This window comes from Cupriavidus pauculus, assembly GCF_003854935.1.
Lineage (GTDB): Bacteria > Pseudomonadota > Gammaproteobacteria > Burkholderiales > Burkholderiaceae > Cupriavidus > Cupriavidus pauculus_C.
On sequence record NZ_CP033969.1, the window covers coordinates 480,262 to 494,416 of the forward strand.

General features: G+C 68.0%; 13 protein-coding genes and 1 tRNA gene. 7 read left to right on the forward strand and 7 right to left on the reverse strand.

Translation table 11 applies throughout. The features are described from left to right. Positions 1 to 20: 20 nt before the first annotated feature. The 3 genes from mutY to mutM form a co-directional block, all read right to left on the reverse strand. A complete protein-coding gene (mutY, locus tag EHF44_RS03895) occupies positions 21 to 1,172 on the reverse strand; it encodes an A/G-specific adenine glycosylase (protein WP_124682534.1) in 1,152 nt (383 codons plus the stop codon). Positions 1,173 to 1,309: 137 nt separating this feature from the next. Next, a complete protein-coding gene (locus EHF44_RS03900; RefSeq protein ID WP_124682535.1) occupies positions 1,310 to 3,253 on the reverse strand; it encodes a dynamin family protein in 1,944 nt (647 codons plus the stop codon). A gap of 360 nt (positions 3,254 to 3,613) precedes the next feature. Next, positions 3,614 to 4,513 (reverse strand): bifunctional DNA-formamidopyrimidine glycosylase/DNA-(apurinic or apyrimidinic site) lyase, encoded by a 900-nt coding sequence (gene mutM / locus EHF44_RS03905; protein ID WP_124682536.1) that lies wholly within the window; start codon positions 4,511 to 4,513, stop codon positions 3,614 to 3,616. Positions 4,514 to 4,782: 269 nt separating this feature from the next. Between mutM and EHF44_RS03910 the strand changes: the two genes are divergently transcribed. The 7 genes from EHF44_RS03910 (at position 4,783) to pth (ending at position 10,880) form a co-directional block, all read left to right on the forward strand. Then, positions 4,783 to 6,603 (forward strand): tetratricopeptide repeat protein, encoded by a 1,821-nt coding sequence (locus EHF44_RS03910; RefSeq protein ID WP_437340308.1) that lies wholly within the window; start codon positions 4,783 to 4,785, stop codon positions 6,601 to 6,603. Positions 6,604 to 6,716: 113 nt separating this feature from the next. Beyond that, a complete protein-coding gene (lolB, locus tag EHF44_RS03915) occupies positions 6,717 to 7,331 on the forward strand; it encodes a lipoprotein insertase outer membrane protein LolB (RefSeq protein WP_124682538.1) in 615 nt (204 codons plus the stop codon). Beyond that, positions 7,331 to 8,218 (forward strand): 4-(cytidine 5'-diphospho)-2-C-methyl-D-erythritol kinase, encoded by an 888-nt coding sequence (gene ispE, locus EHF44_RS03920; protein ID WP_172966004.1) that lies wholly within the window; start codon positions 7,331 to 7,333, stop codon positions 8,216 to 8,218. The genes lolB and ispE overlap by 1 nt, the downstream gene beginning before the upstream one ends. Before the next feature lie 60 nt (positions 8,219 to 8,278). After that, a tRNA-Gln gene (locus EHF44_RS03925) sits at positions 8,279 to 8,355 on the forward strand. Positions 8,356 to 8,449: 94 nt separating this feature from the next. After that, positions 8,450 to 9,403 carry a ribose-phosphate pyrophosphokinase gene (locus EHF44_RS03930; RefSeq protein ID WP_124682540.1) on the forward strand — a complete coding sequence of 318 codons (954 nt, stop codon included), beginning with the start codon at positions 8,450 to 8,452 and terminating at the stop codon, positions 9,401 to 9,403. 167 nt (positions 9,404 to 9,570) lie between these two features. Then, entirely contained in the window at positions 9,571 to 10,182 is a 612-nt protein-coding gene (locus EHF44_RS03935; protein WP_124682541.1) for a 50S ribosomal protein L25/general stress protein Ctc, read from the forward strand. Between the two features lie 101 nt (positions 10,183 to 10,283). Then, positions 10,284 to 10,880 (forward strand): aminoacyl-tRNA hydrolase, encoded by a 597-nt coding sequence (gene pth / locus EHF44_RS03940; protein ID WP_124682542.1) that lies wholly within the window; start codon positions 10,284 to 10,286, stop codon positions 10,878 to 10,880. A gap of 134 nt (positions 10,881 to 11,014) precedes the next feature. On the opposite strand, the gene EHF44_RS03945 is transcribed toward pth, so the two are convergent. The 4 genes from EHF44_RS03945 to EHF44_RS03960 form a co-directional block, all read right to left on the reverse strand. Beyond that, positions 11,015 to 11,275 carry a YfhL family 4Fe-4S dicluster ferredoxin gene (locus EHF44_RS03945; RefSeq protein ID WP_124682543.1) on the reverse strand — a complete coding sequence of 87 codons (261 nt, stop codon included), beginning with the start codon at positions 11,273 to 11,275 and terminating at the stop codon, positions 11,015 to 11,017. Positions 11,276 to 11,342: 67 nt separating this feature from the next. Then, complete coding sequence (gene coaD, locus EHF44_RS03950) at positions 11,343 to 11,828, reverse strand: pantetheine-phosphate adenylyltransferase (RefSeq protein ID WP_124682544.1); 486 nt, start codon at positions 11,826 to 11,828, stop codon at positions 11,343 to 11,345. Between the two features lie 237 nt (positions 11,829 to 12,065). After that, positions 12,066 to 12,707 carry a 16S rRNA (guanine(966)-N(2))-methyltransferase RsmD gene (rsmD, locus tag EHF44_RS03955; protein WP_172966005.1) on the reverse strand — a complete coding sequence of 214 codons (642 nt, stop codon included), beginning with the start codon at positions 12,705 to 12,707 and terminating at the stop codon, positions 12,066 to 12,068. Between the two features lie 73 nt (positions 12,708 to 12,780). Then, positions 12,781 to 14,145 carry a M16 family metallopeptidase gene (locus EHF44_RS03960; RefSeq protein ID WP_124682545.1) on the reverse strand — a complete coding sequence of 455 codons (1,365 nt, stop codon included), beginning with the start codon at positions 14,143 to 14,145 and terminating at the stop codon, positions 12,781 to 12,783. Positions 14,146 to 14,155 lie beyond the last annotated feature (10 nt).

Below are 14,155 nucleotides of genomic sequence, written 5' to 3' on the forward strand. Positions count from 1 at the left end.
GGCGGCGCCGCCGCCTTCCGCTAGAACAGCCCGATGCGCGCCTGGTCTTCCAGCAGGCGCCGCACCGGCGCGGGCGTGCCCAGCGCATCCAGATCGTCCAGCGACAACCAGCGGCTGTCCGCATCGAGGCGCGGGGCTGCGGCCGTCAGGTCGACCCGGATCGCGCGGATCAGCAGCCGGAAATGCGTGAACACGTGCGTCAGCTCGCCGGCCAGGTACGCCCGGGCCGGCTCGCCAAACGGCCGCACCGCTTCCAGCGCGGCGTCCTCGGCCGCCTCGGCGTCGAACGGCACGGCGTCCAGCGCGATCTCGGGCAAGCTCCAGAGCCCGCCCCAGATGCCGCTGCCGGGCCGCAGGCGGACCAGCACGTCGCGCCCATGGCGGACGATCAGCATCACCGTGCTGCGTTCCGGAATTGCCGCGCGCGGCTTGGGCGTCGGCAGCACGGCGGTCAGGTTGTCGCGGCGCGCCACGCAATCCGCCGACAGCGGGCAGTTGGCCGCATCGGCCAGGCACGCCGGCTTGCCGCGCGAGCAGATCGTGGCGCCCAGGTCCATCAGGCCCTGGGTGTAGGCGACCATGTCCTTGGCCTGATCCGGCCCGGCCGGCGGCAGCGCCTGGCCGGCCAGCGTCCACATGCGGGTCTCGATGGCGCGCTCGCCCGGGTAGCCGTGGATGCCGAACACGCGCGCGAACACGCGCTTCACGTTGCCGTCGAGGATGGGAGACCGCACGCCGGCGCTGAACGCGGCGATGGCCGCCGCCGTCGACCGGCCGATGCCCGGCAGCGTCACGAGTACTTCCGGATCGGTCGGAAACACGCCGCCGTGGTCGTCCATGACCGCCTTGGCGCAGCGATGCAGGTTGCGCGCCCGCGAGTAGTAGCCCAGCCCGGCCCACAGCGCCATGACCTGATCGGCCGGCGCCGCCGCCAGCGCGGCCACCGTGGGCAGCGCGGCAACGAACCGCTGGAAGTATTCGATCACGGCCGCCACCTGCGTTTGCTGCAGCATGATCTCCGACAGCCAGATGCGATACGGATCGCGCGTGTTCTGCCACGGCAGGTCGTGCCGCCCGTGCGTACGCTGCCACCGGACCACCCGCATGCCGAAATCGGGCGGTACGGCGACGGCTTCCGGGGTCACGGGAACGGCGGCTGGCTTGCGGGGCATTGCGGAGTCGGGAAATGAAAAACGCCGCGCGGGAGGCGGCGTGACATGATACAGCGTGCGATGGCGGCGGCCGCCGGCTGCGCGATGGTGGCGCCCCTCTCCCGCAGGCGGAAGAGGGAAAATAACCCACCCCGCGCTCAGGCCGCCCTGACCGCCTCTTCCACCGGCGCTTCCACCAGCTTGCGCGTGAACTGCTCGATCTTTGTGCTGCGCTCGTCCAGGCCGTTGAGCACTTCCTCCAGTTCGGCGATGCGGCTTTCCAGCGTGTCGGTGGCTTCGTGGATCCGTTCGATCGAATCCACGCGGCGGCGCAGCTGCTTCTGGTGCTCGCGCACCTGGGCTTCCAGCGGCGTCATCACGGACTTGAGCCAGATCTCGATGTCGCGGTTCAGGTCGCGGAAGTTCTCCAGCACGCGGCTGGCCATCGTCGCAAACGCGTTCTGGACCAGTTGCGGGCGCGACCGCGTCAGCATGTTGACCGTGCCGAAATGGGCGTTGACCAGCGCCAGCGTCTCCTGCAGCTCGGCCGTGTAGCGCGACGTCACGAACTGCATCGGCGACGGCAGCGTGAAGCCGTGCTCGGCGTTGAAGCGGCGGTACATGCTTTCCACAAGCTGGTGCAGCTCGGCGATCTTGCGGTCGGCGTCCTGGATCAGCCCGGTCAACTGGGCGAACAGCCCTTCCATGTCCTCGCGCAGGCCGCGCGAGAAGAAGCGCTCCTTCATCTGCTCGCGGCGGTCGCGCATGGTGCGCCGCACGTCGCGCAGCTGCAGGCTCTTGATGATGTCGGCGCTATGCCGGCCGAACACCAGCCGCAGCGCCTGGAACTTGGCGATGCTCTGCTCGAACTCTTCCTTCTCGCTCTGCACGCGCATCAGCATGTGCTTGACCATCGCGTGGTTCTTGCCGCGCAGGCCGCGCAGCTCGAAAAGCTGCTCCACGATGTCGCGCCGGCGGCTCTGCAGCAGTTGCTGGGCGCCGCGCGACATGTCCTGCACCAGCCGCTGCACCTGGTCCGACACGATCTCGCGCCGCTGCGGGATCAGCTGGTCCGACAGCACGTGCTCGAACTGCATCAGGTTGCTGCGTACCAGCATCGGCTGGTCGTGCGTGACCTTGGCCACCAGGCCCTTCTGCGCCGACACCGGATACACGCGGCGCTCCTCGATACCCAGCGTCTGGGCGGTCGAGCGCACCTGGCGCGCAATCTCGTCGGCAATCTCCGGCGACGACTTGAGCGGGTCCCACAGCCCGTCGATCTTGTTGAGCACGGCCAGGCAGCCGCGGCGGTGCCCGGCGCCCACGTGACTGCGCCAGAGCGCGAGGTCGCTCTTGGTCACGCCGGCGTCGGCGGCCAGCACGAAGACCACCACGTGCGCGTCCGGGATCAGCCGCAGCGTCAGTTCCGGTTCGGTACCAATCGCGTTCAGGCCCGGCGTGTCCAGGATCACCAGCCCCTGGCGCAGCAGCGGATGGGGGAAGTTGATCACCGCATGGCGCCAGCGCGAGATCTCGACCATGCCGTCGGCATCGACCGAGTAGGCGGCGTCGGGGTCGTTCTCGTTGTACAGGCCCAGCGACTCGGCCATCGACGGCGTCACGCGCGTGGTCTCCACCACGTGCTGGAACGCGGCCAGCATGCCCTCGGGCGACGACGGGTCCAGCGGCACCGTGGTCCAGTGCGATCCGGACGCGCCGGGCTCCATGAAATCGGCGGTCGATGCGTCCTGCAGCCGCGTCTCGATCGGCAGCAGGCGGATGCACGGCGGCTCGTGTTCGTCGTAGCGCAGCTCGGTCGGGCACATCGTGGTGCGGCCCGCGGACGACGGCAGGATGCGGCGGCCGTAGTCGGCAAAGAAGATCGCGTTGATCAGCTCGCTCTTGCCGCGCGAGAACTCGGCGATGAATGCCACCTTGAGCCGGTCGCTCTTGAGCACGCTCTGGATGCGTTGCGCGCGATCGTCGGCGGTGGCGTCATGGAGGTCGCACTGTTGCAGCCAGGACTGGAATTCCGCAAGGGACTGAAGGACCCCGGTTCTCCAGGCGCCATATTGTTCGAATTGATGGGCGAGGCTCGTCATGGCGGTTCGCTGTTTCGGCTCTTTATGGTTTTGGGCGCATGCCGCGCCTGTGCCGGGTGGTTCCGTTGACCCGCGGACCCGGTGTCAGGCGCCCTGCCGGCCTGCCCTGTCGAAGTGGCAAAACCGGCAGTTTTTGTAACTTTTTATGTCTGCGCACACGATACAGGTTTCTGGCCGGATTTTGTGGAATTCGCGTCCCTTGGCAGGCAACTGTGTCGGGAGTGTTGCGCCGAGCCATCGGCGCAATATGGCAACGCCGTGTCGCCATCGGATTGCCATGTTCTGGCGCCTTGCGAATCGGCCGATGTGTCGTGCGATTCACCCGCCGCTCAGCGCCTTGGGCGGCGCCTCAGCGTTCGCTCAATGCTGGCAGTGCGGACAGTAGAACGTCGACCGCTGGCCCTGCACGATCTGGCGGATCGGGGTGCCGCAGACGCGGCACGGTTCGCCGGCGCGGTCGTAGACCAGGCAGTCGAGCTGGAAGTAGCCGGTGCTGCCGTCGCTGCCCACGAAATCGCGCAGCGTGCTGCCGCCCCGGGCAATCGCCTCGGTCAGCGTCTCGCGCACGGCGGCGGCCAGTTTCTCGTAGCGCGGCAGGCTGATGCGGCCCGCCGGCGTGGTCGGCCGGATGCCGGCGCGGAACAGGCTTTCGGAACAATAGATGTTGCCCACGCCCACGACGATATCGCCGGCCAGCAGCGCCTGCTTGATCGCCACCGAGCGGCCGCGCGTGAGCCGGTGGAACCATGCGCCGTCGAAGCGCGGGTCGAACGGCTCGATGCCCAGCCGCCGCAGCAGCGGGTGCTCGGGCAGCGACGCCTCGGGCAGCGGCGTCCAGATGATGGCGCCGAAGCGGCGCGGGTCGCGGAACCGCAGCACCATGCGGGCGCCGGCGTCGGCGGAACCTGCCGGATCGGCCGGCACCAGTTCGAGGTCGAGATGGTCGTGCGCGCCGGCGGCCGGCGCATCGGGATAGACGCGCAGCGTGCCCGTCATGCCCAGATGCACGAGCAACCACCCGGGCGCGGCGTCATCGCCATCGGCATCCGGCCGGGTGTCCGCCGGCAGGCATTCCAGCAGCAGGTACTTGCCGCGCCGTTCGATGCGGCCGATCACGCGCCCGGTCAGGCGCGCCTCCAGCTCGGGCTCCACGGGCCAGCGCAGCCCGCGGTGACGCACGGTCACCCCGGCGATGCGGCGGCCCACCACATGCGGCAGCAGTCCGCGCCGCGTGACTTCGACTTCCGGTAGTTCTGGCATACGCCCCTGTCTTTCCATCCGGATTTGCGCCCGGCACCACCGCCCCGCAGAACCTATGGGGGGCTTTCACGCTCCAAGCACGCAGGGATGCCTGCCCCCGCGCCGCCCGTGTGCGGGTTCCCATACGTAAGCGCCCCGCAAGGCAAGCAGCGCATTGTAGCGGCAGGCTACAATGCCTCCATCCATTCCTACGCCCCCGTGCGCCGGAGCTTTGATTCATGCCGGACCAAATCTTGCCCTCTCAGGCCATGCGCCCGGAAGCCATCCCCATGACTGCATTCCGCATCCGTCGCCATGCGCGCGCCCTGGGCGTGGCCGCGTGCCTGGCCATCGCCCCGCTGGCTCATGCCGCGCCCGCCACGGTGGCGCAGAACGACGACGAGGCCATCGAGGTGCCGGCGCCGTCGTCGGCGGCCCGCGCGGCGCGCACGCCGCTGCCCAACGTCGCGCTGACGCCTGACATCCTGTACCGCGTGATGGCGGCGGAAATCTCGCTGCAGCGCGGGCTGGTCGGCCCGGCCTACCGCACCTATATCGACCTGGCGCGCGAGACGCGCGACCCCCGCCTGGCGCAGCGCGCCACGGAGATCGCGTTCAACGCCCGCGTTGCGCAGCAGGCGCTGGACGGCGCCCGGCTGTGGTCCGAACTGGCGCCCAAGTCGCCGGCCGCGCGGCAGGTCCTGTCGACGCTGCTGGTGCTCAACGGCCGCTGGGAAGATGCCGAGCCGCTGCTGGTGCAGCAACTGGCCGCGGCGCCGGCGGCGCATCGCGGCGAGGCCATCCTGCTGCTGCAACAGCAGATGTCGCGCACCAGCGACCCGGCCGGCGCGGTGGGCGTGCTCCAGCGCATCACCGCCAACGACAGCAAGCTGGCTGAAACGCACCTGGCCCTGGCGCGCGCCCGCGAGGCCGCCGGCGACAACGCCGGCGCGCTGGCCGAGCTGGACCAGGCGCTGCGCATCAAGCCCGACCTGGAGCCCGCCGCGCTGATGGCCGCCGAGCTGCAGGCCGAATCGGCCACGGACAAGTCGATCGACGTGCTCAAGCGCTTCCTGGCCAAGTCCCCGCAGTCGGTGAATGGCCACATCACGCTGGCCCGCCTGTACCTGCAGAAGAACGACATGCCGGCCGCGCGCGCCGAGTTCGAGGTACTGCGCAAGGTGGCGCCGAACGACCCGCGCGTGCCGCTGGCGCTTGGGCTGACCAGCCTGCAGGCGCGCAGCTACGACGACGCCGAGCGCTACCTGAAGGAATACCTGCAGATGGCCGAGAAGTCGCCGGCCGCCAATCCCGACGTCGCGTTCCAGTACCTGGCCCAGATCGCCGAGGAAAAGAAGGATTACGCGGGCGCCATCGGCTGGCTGGACCGCATCGAGGACAGCCGGCTGGCCACGGCCGCGCAGGCCAAGCGCGGCCAGCTGCTGGCGCGCATGGGCAAGCTCGACGACGCGCAGGCCGTGTTCGGCGAACTGCTGGCCGATGCCGAGGACATTCCCGACCCGGGCCAGCGCAAGCAGCGCATGACGGCGATCCGCCAGGCCGAAGTTGGCGCGCTGCTCGAAGGCAAGGCCTACGACCGCGCCCGCAAGGTGCTGGACGAGCGCGTGAAGCTGGAGCCCGACAACGCCGACTGGCTCTATGAGCTGGCCATGCTCGACGAGCGCGAGAAGCGCTACGACAGCATGGAGCGCGGCCTGCGCAAGGTCATCGCGCTGCAGCCCGAGCAGAAGCAGGGCTACAACGCGCTGGGCTATTCGTTGGCCGACCGCAACGAGCGCCTGCCCGAGGCCCGCAAGCTGCTGGAGCGGGCATCCGAGCTGGGTCCGGACGATCCGTACATCATGGACAGCCTGGGCTGGGTCAAGTACCGCCAGGGCGAGCTGCAGCCCGCGGCCGACCTGTTGAAATCGGCCTACTCGAAGGCGCCCGAGGCCGAGATCGGCGCCCACCTGGGCGAGGTGCTCTGGCAGCTGGGCCAGCACGAGGAAGCCCGCAAGACGTGGAACGAGGCCGCCAAGGTGGAGCCCGAGAATCCCACGCTGATCGACACGCTGCGCCGCTACAACCAGAACCTGCTGCTGTCCAAGTAGCCGGCCTTGCGTATCATGCCGATTGCCGCCCGGGCCCCGCGCCCGGGCGCTTCGTTCTGACGGCCCCGGCCGTTTTCCGATTCCTTCCCGACCACTACCCGCGAACGTCGCACATGCTCCGATCCCGACGCCTGGCCCTGCTTTGCGTGGCCGCCCCGTTCTGGCTTGCCGCGTGCAGCACCATCACCCCGTCCCGCAACTTCGACGCCGGCGAAGCCGCCCGCAGCGAGCAGTACACGGGCCGCTTTGCCGCCAACTACACGCGCTACGGCCGCAGCGAGGGCGTGCAGGGCAGCTTCCGCTGGGAAGAACAGGGCCGCAACGTGCGACTGGACCTGGTATCGCCGCTTGGCCAGACGCTGGCCGTGGTCACCAGCACGCCGTCCGGCGCCACGCTCGACCTGCCCAACGAGGCGCCGCGCAACGCGCCCGAGGTGGACAGCCTGATGGAGCAGGCGCTGGGCTTCTCGCTGCCCGTATCGGGCATGCGCGACTGGCTGCACGGCCGCCCCGCCGCTGGCCGGCCCGCCAGCGTCACGCGCGACGCGAACGGCCGCCCGGACACGCTGAAGCAGAACGGCTGGACCGTGCGCTACGTGGCGTGGCAGGAGCCCGCCGAAGGCGCCGCCCCGGCGGCCGCGCAGCCGCGCCGCATCGACATGGCGCGCGACGGCAACGAAGCGCCGCTGTCCGTGCGGCTCGTGATCGATCCCAAGTCCGAACAATGATGCAAACCGTGACCGCCGGCGCCGCGCTGCCGCCCCCGGACCTGCGCGACTGCCCCGCGCCGGCCAAGCTCAACCTGTTCCTGCACGTGACGGGCCGCCGCCCCGACGGCTACCACACGCTGCAGACCGTGTTCCAGTTGATCGACTGGTCGGATACGCTGCACTTCCGCCGCCGCGACGACGGCGTGATCGCCCGCGCGACCGACATCCCCGGCGTGCCGGCCGACACCGACCTCGTGGTGCGCGCGGCCCGCGCGCTGCAGCAGGCCAGCGGCACGCATTTCGGCGCCGACATCGCCATCGACAAGATCCTGCCGATGGGCGGCGGCATCGGCGGCGGATCGTCCGATGCAGCCACCACGCTGCTGGCGCTGAACCACCTGTGGGGCACGGCGCTGCCGCGCGCCGATCTGATGCGCATCGGACTAGCGCTGGGCGCCGACGTGCCCGTGTTCGTGTTCGGCCAGAATGCCTTTGCCGAAGGCGTGGGCGAGGAACTGACGCCGGTGGCGCTGCCCGCCAGCTGGTTCGTCGTTATCCATCCGCGCCAGCATGTACCGACTGCGGCAATTTTTTCGGACGAACGCTTGACAAGAAATTCCCCGATCTCTATAGTTGCGGACTTCGCTGCTTGCACAAACAAATTCGCTTTCGGTCGCAACGACTTGCAAGCGGTAGCAACAGCGAAATTCGGCGAGGTTGCCCGAGCCCTTGAATGGCTGACAGAATACAGTCCGCATGCAAGGATGACCGGTTCCGGAGCCTGTGTTTTTGCCCGTTTCGAAGACGAGGCAGAGGCGCGGAAGGTGATGGAAAGGTTGCCGCCCGAGTGGGACGGCAGGTGTGTGAGAAGTTTGTCGCAACACCCGCTCGCAACGTTCGCATAGCAGGTTTTCGTCTGGCGACGGACCGCAGTCAGGTTCGGCGAGAGACGACAAAGGTTGTGTAGGGGAGTCGCCAAGTTGGTCAAGGCACCGGATTTTGATTCCGGCATTCGAAGGTTCGAATCCTTCTTCCCCTGCCATTACTTCCTATAGTGTCCAAACGGACATGCAGAACTCGCTACCGGCACCGGCCGGTAGCACAAAGCTCCCCCAGCAGCAAGACAGGTGCCCCGAATGAGCGTCGAAGGCTTGATGGTATTTACCGGCAACGCCAACCCTAAACTCGCGGAGGCTGTCGTACAGCACCTCGGCATCCCGCTGGGCAAGGCACTTGTGGGCCGATTCTCCGACGGAGAAGTCCAGGTCGAAATCCAGGAAAACGTTCGCGGCAAGCACGTCATCGTGCTGCAGTCGACCTGCGCGCCGACCAACGACAACCTGATGGAACTGATGGTGATGGTCGATGCCCTGAAGCGCGCCTCGGCCCGCAGCATCACCGCCGCCATGCCCTACTTCGGCTATGCCCGCCAGGATCGCCGCCCGCGTTCGGCGCGCGTGGCCATCTCGGCCAAGATCGTGGCCAACATGCTGGAAGTGGCCGGCGTCGAGCGCGTCCTGACGATGGACCTGCACGCCGACCAGATCCAGGGCTTCTTCGATATCCCCGTCGACAACATCTACGCGTCCCCGGTGCTGCTGGGCGACCTGCGCGAGAAGAACTACGGCGACCTGCTGGTGGTGTCGCCTGACGTCGGCGGCGTGGTGCGCGCCCGTGCGCTGGCCAAGCAGCTCGACTGCGACCTGGCCATCATCGACAAGCGCCGCCCGAAGGCCAACGTTTCCGAGGTGATGAACATCATCGGTGAAGTGGCCGGCCGCAACTGCGTGATCATGGACGACATGATCGACACCGGCGGCACGCTGTGCAAGGCCGCCCAGGTGCTCAAGGAGCGTGGCGCGCTGAAGGTGTTCGCCTACTGTACCCACCCGGTGTTGTCCGGTGGCGCCGCTGCCCGCATCGCCGCATCCTCGCTGGACGAAGTGGTGGTCTGCGACACGATCCCGCTGTCGGACGAAGCGCGCCAGTCGGGCAAGATCCGCCAGGTCTCCACCGCCCCGCTGCTGGCCGAGACCTTCACCCGGATCGTCAAGGGCGACTCGATCATGTCGCTGTTTGCCGACCACTGAGCGGCAAGCGGGCGCAAGGCAGGCGAAAGCCTGCTAGAATCTTGGGCTTTACCGCATTGGCCACCTTCAGGGTGGCCAATGTGATTCATGCGGTACGGTTTGGTTGCCGTATCGCCTAGTCGAGGCTGTCTGGTCGCGGACAGCCTTCTTCACATCTGGAGTTGGACATGAAAGTAGTAGCTTTCGAACGTAGCGTACAGGGTACGGGTGCGAGCCGCCGCCTGCGCAATTCGGGCAAGACGCCCGGCATCATCTACGGCGGCGCCGCCGAGCCGAAGATGATCGAACTGGATCACAACGCACTGTGGCACGCCCTGAAGAAGGAAGCGTTCCACTCGTCGATCCTGGACCTGGAAGTGGCTGGCAAGAGCGAGAAGGCACTGCTGCGCGCCTTCCAGATGCACCCGTTCAAGCCGATGGTGCTGCACGTCGACTTCCAGCGCGTGTCGGCGTCGGAAAAGATCCACGTGAAGGTGCCCCTGCACTTCATGAACCAGGAAACCGCTCCTGGCGTGAAGCTGGGCCACGGCATCGTGAACCACATCCTGAACGACCTGGAAGTGTCGTGCCTGCCGGCCGACCTGCCCGAGTTCATCGAAGTGGACCTGGGTGCTGTCGAGCTGAACCAGACCATCCACCTGTCGGACCTGAAGCTGCCGAAGGGCGTGACCGCCATCACCCACGGTGATGACAACCCGGCCGTGGCGAACATCTCGCTGCCGGCTGGCGCCCAGTCGGCCGAAGCCGCCGAAGGCGAAGGCGAAACGCCGGCTGCCTAAGCTGCCAGCGTTGCCAGCAAAGACCGCCGGTTCGCCGGCGGTTTTTTTTCGTGCGCGGTTTTCGCGTATCCTTCACGCCTGCTTTCCGCTTTCTTCCTCGCATGATCAAGCTCATCGTCGGCCTCGGCAACCCCGGGGCGGAATACGAGGCCACCCGGCACAACGCCGGCTTCTGGTTCGTCGACCAGCTCGCCCGCATGGGCAGCACCACGCTCCGGGTGGAAGGCCGCTTCCACGGCCTGGCCGGCCGCGCGCGGCTGTGGGACCAGGACGTCTGGCTGCTCAAGCCGTCGACCTTCATGAACCGCTCGGGCCTGTCGGTGGTATCGCTGGCGCGCTTCTACAAGATCCTGCCCGACGAGGTCCTCGTGGCGCACGACGAGATGGACCTGCCGGCCGGCGCGGTCAAGCTCAAGCGCGGCGGCGGCTCGGGCGGCCACAACGGCCTCAAGGACATCTCGGCCCACCTGACCACCCAGGAATACTGGCGCCTGCGCATCGGCGTGGGCCATCCGCGCAACGCGCCGGGCGGCGCGGCCGGCGGGCGCGAGGACGTCGTCAATTTTGTGCTCAAGCCGCCACGCAAGGAAGAGCAGCAGGCCATCGACGAGGCGATCGACCGCAGCATCGGCCCGATCGGCGTGCTGGCCCGCGGCGAGAGCGAGCGGGCGATGATGGAACTGCATACCGGGCGCTAGAGGCCGGGACGTGGCGTTTTCGTCCCCTGAACGAGCGCGGAACGGAAAAAACCCCGCCAGCCTTGCGGCTGCGCGGGGTTTTCCTTTTTCTGCTTATGGGGGCCGGAACGAAGGGGCCGGATGTCTCTCCGGCTTCAGGCCACGTGCTTGGCGGCGGTCAGCAGCCGGTAGCGTTGCATCAGCACCTCGTGCGATTCGATGCGGTTCGGATCCTTCGGGATGCAAGCCACAGGGCAGACCTGCTGGCATTGCGGTTCGTCGAAGTGGCCGACGCACTCGGTGCACTTGTTGGGGTCGATCTCGTAGATCTCGGGCCCCATCGAGATGGCTTCGTTCGGGCACTCGGGTTCACAAACGTCGCAATTGATGCAGTCGTCGGTGATCAGTAGCGCCATGATGGTTCCTTCCAGCAACCCCGCCCATGCCCGAACTGGCCACGTCGACGGGGTCGAAGGTCGTATTTTATTCCGGTTTGCCGATCTTCTCGTTAAGCCAGCGCTCCACGGAGGGGAAGACGAACTTGCTGACGTCGCCGCCGAGCACGGCGATCTCGCGCACGAACGTGCCGGAGATGAACTGGTACTGGTCAGACGGCGTCAGGAACATCGTCTCGACGTCGGGCAGCAGGTAGCGGTTCATGCCCGCCATCTGGAACTCATACTCGAAATCGGACACCGCGCGCAGGCCGCGGACGATCACCCGCGCATTGTTCTTGCGCACGAAATCCTTGAGCAGGCCCGAGAAGCCTTCCACGCGGACGTTCGGGTAGTGCCCCAGCACTTCGCGGGCGATGCCGATCCGTTCCTCCAGCGAGAAGAACGGGCGCTTGTTGGGGCTGTGCGCCACGCCGACCACGAGTTCGTCGAAGATATTCGACGCACGACGGACGAGATCCTCGTGTCCCCGGGTCATGGGATCAAAAGTACCGGGATAGACGGCGACGACCATGTTTCCTCCTTAGGGCTGCCCGCTGGCGGCCTTCCCCTGCGGGAGACCGCTTTCGAATACTGGCTGCGCGACGGGCGTTGGACAATCAACAGCGGCGTAGTGTAACCCCAATTGCCGCTTTTGGAAGTCCGCCCGGCCGCATTTTTGCCGCATTGCAGCAGAGGCGCAAACGCTTGTCCGGCGCGGCAATCCGCCTGGCAGTCGTCATATGACTGGCCCCGGCGCGACGCCCTTCGCTCAGTCGGCGCCGTGGCCCTCGCGACGCTGCAGCAGATGGAAATGGACGGCCCCGGCGCGCGCCTGGCGGACGACCTCCAGCGACGCCGGCACCGGCGCATCGGCGCCGACCAGCGCTTTGTCCGATTCCACGTACACCACGCCGCCCGGCCGCGTCAGCCGCGCGGCGTGTTCCAGCGCCGGGCCGATCCAGTCCTCGGCAAACGGCGGGTCCAGGAACACCACGTCGAAGCTGTCGGCCGGCATCTGCGCGGCGGCGGCGAACGCGTCGGCCTGGACCACGCGTATCTGGGACGCATCGAGCTTGTACTGGTTGTCGCGCAACTGCTTGGCCACGCGCGGATTGGCTTCCACCAGCGTCACGGTGGCCGCGCCACGCGAGGCGGCCTCGAAACCCAGCGCGCCGGAGCCGGCGAACAGGTCCAGGCAGGCCAGCCCGGTCAGGTCCTGTCCCAGCCAGTTGAACAGCGTTTCACGTACGCGGTCCGGCGTGGGCCGGAGCCCTTCGGCCTCCAGTACCGGCAGCAGGGAGCGTTTCCAGCGGCCGCCGATGATGCGCACCTGGGCCGGTGTCTGGCGGGGCTGGCGGGACAGAGAAGTTCGCCCGCGCGGAGCGGGCGAAGGTCGGGATTGCGAATTCATGCCGTGATTGTAGAGCGTGGCGGACGCCGGCACAGCGGCGCCGCGTGCCCTCGCCCACCATCCGCCCCCGGCATCACTTTTCCGGCCCGGCGACGATCACGGTCGCCAGCGCGTCCGGATGCACGTGGCGCTGGAAGGCCGCGCGCACCTGGTCGCGCGTGACCTTGTTGATCTGCGCGGTCCACGTGTCCAGGTAGCCCAGCGGCAGGCCATACCAGCCGATGTTGGCCACGTTGGTCAGCAGCTTGCGGTTGCTGTCGATCCGCAGCGGAAAGCCGTTGACGAGGTTGTCCTTGGCCGCCTTCAGCTCGGCATCGGTCGGGCCATCGGCCACGTACTTCGCCAGGATCTGGCGCACCAGGCCCAGCGCCTCGTTGGTGTTTTCCTTCTTGGTCTGCAGCGTGACGCTGAACGGCCCCGGCTGCTTGGACGGCGCGAAATAGCTGTCCACGCCGTAGGTGAGTCCCCGCTTCTCGCGCACCTGGTCGGTCAGCCGCGAGCTGAAGCCGCCGCCGCCGAGCACGTAGTTGCCGACCAGCAGGGCGAAGTAGTCCGCATCGCCGCGCGCGATCGACGGCGCGCCGATGGCCACGCTGGCCTGCTGGGCCGGATGCGGAATGCGCTTCTCGCTGGCCGGGATCGACATCTGCACGTCAGGCAGCTTGGGCGGCGCGGCGCCCTCGGGCAGCCCGCGCGTCATGTCCTCGGCGATCTGCTCGGCCTGCTTGCGGTCGATGGCGCCGATCAGCGTGACCACGGCGCGCTTGGCCGTGTAGTTGTCGCGCCAGAACTTGAGCAGGTCCTCGCGCGTGATCGACCCCACCGACTCCGGCGTGGCCGACACGCCGTAGGGATGGTTCGGGTACATCGCCTTCGACAGCGTCTTGTCCGCAATCACGCCCGGGCGCGTGTCGCCCTCGCGGATGGCCGTGATCAGGCGCTGCTTCTCGCGCGCGACGACGTCGTCCGGATAGGACGGCGCCTTGATCAGCTGCGACGCCAGCCGCAGCGACTGCTCGCGCTCGGGCGACGTCGTCAGCGTCCGCAGCCCGATGCCGCCGCGGTCGCCGCCGGCCGCGCCGCCAAAGTCGGCGCCGGTATCGGCAAAGGCATCGGCAATCTGGGCCTCGTTGCGGGCGGGCTGGCCGTTCTGGGCGCTGCTGCCCTTGTCGAGCAGCGCGGCGGCCAGCGTCGCCAGGCCGGCCTTGCCGGGCGGGTCGTAGCGGCTGCCGGCGTCGAAGTCGATGTTGACGTCGAGCATCGGGATCGACGGGCTCGGCACGAAGAAGACCTTGGCGCCGGTGGACGCCGTCCAGCTTTCGATGGGAATGGCCGCGTGAGCCACGGTGACGGCCAGCAGCGCGGCCGCCCCGCAGGCCGCGCCAGCCAGGCGGCGCAGCAGGCGCGGGGACGCAATCGTCATGACGGACAGGGACATCGCTGCTTCT

Excerpts from the sequence above, each read along its gene's own strand:
- mutY (WP_124682534.1), bottom strand. The coding sequence starts at position 1,172 with ATGCCCCGCAAGCCAGCCGCCGTTCCCGTGACCCCGGAAGCCGTCGCC.
- EHF44_RS03900 (WP_124682535.1), bottom strand. The coding sequence starts at position 3,253 with ATGACGAGCCTCGCCCATCAATTCGAACAATATGGCGCCTGGAGAACC.
- mutM (WP_124682536.1), bottom strand. The coding sequence starts at position 4,513 with ATGCCAGAACTACCGGAAGTCGAAGTCACGCGGCGCGGACTGCTGCCG.
- EHF44_RS03910 (WP_437340308.1), top strand. The coding sequence starts at position 4,783 with ATGACTGCATTCCGCATCCGTCGCCATGCGCGCGCCCTGGGCGTGGCC.
- lolB (WP_124682538.1), top strand. The coding sequence starts at position 6,717 with ATGCTCCGATCCCGACGCCTGGCCCTGCTTTGCGTGGCCGCCCCGTTC.
- ispE (WP_172966004.1), top strand. The coding sequence starts at position 7,331 with ATGCAAACCGTGACCGCCGGCGCCGCGCTGCCGCCCCCGGACCTGCGC.
- EHF44_RS03930 (WP_124682540.1), top strand. The coding sequence starts at position 8,450 with ATGAGCGTCGAAGGCTTGATGGTATTTACCGGCAACGCCAACCCTAAA.
- EHF44_RS03935 (WP_124682541.1), top strand. The coding sequence starts at position 9,571 with ATGAAAGTAGTAGCTTTCGAACGTAGCGTACAGGGTACGGGTGCGAGC.
- pth (WP_124682542.1), top strand. The coding sequence starts at position 10,284 with ATGATCAAGCTCATCGTCGGCCTCGGCAACCCCGGGGCGGAATACGAG.
- EHF44_RS03945 (WP_124682543.1), bottom strand. The coding sequence starts at position 11,275 with ATGGCGCTACTGATCACCGACGACTGCATCAATTGCGACGTTTGTGAA.
- coaD (WP_124682544.1), bottom strand. The coding sequence starts at position 11,828 with ATGGTCGTCGCCGTCTATCCCGGTACTTTTGATCCCATGACCCGGGGA.
- rsmD (WP_172966005.1), bottom strand. The coding sequence starts at position 12,707 with ATGAATTCGCAATCCCGACCTTCGCCCGCTCCGCGCGGGCGAACTTCT.
- EHF44_RS03960 (WP_124682545.1), bottom strand. The coding sequence starts at position 14,145 with ATGTCCCTGTCCGTCATGACGATTGCGTCCCCGCGCCTGCTGCGCCGC.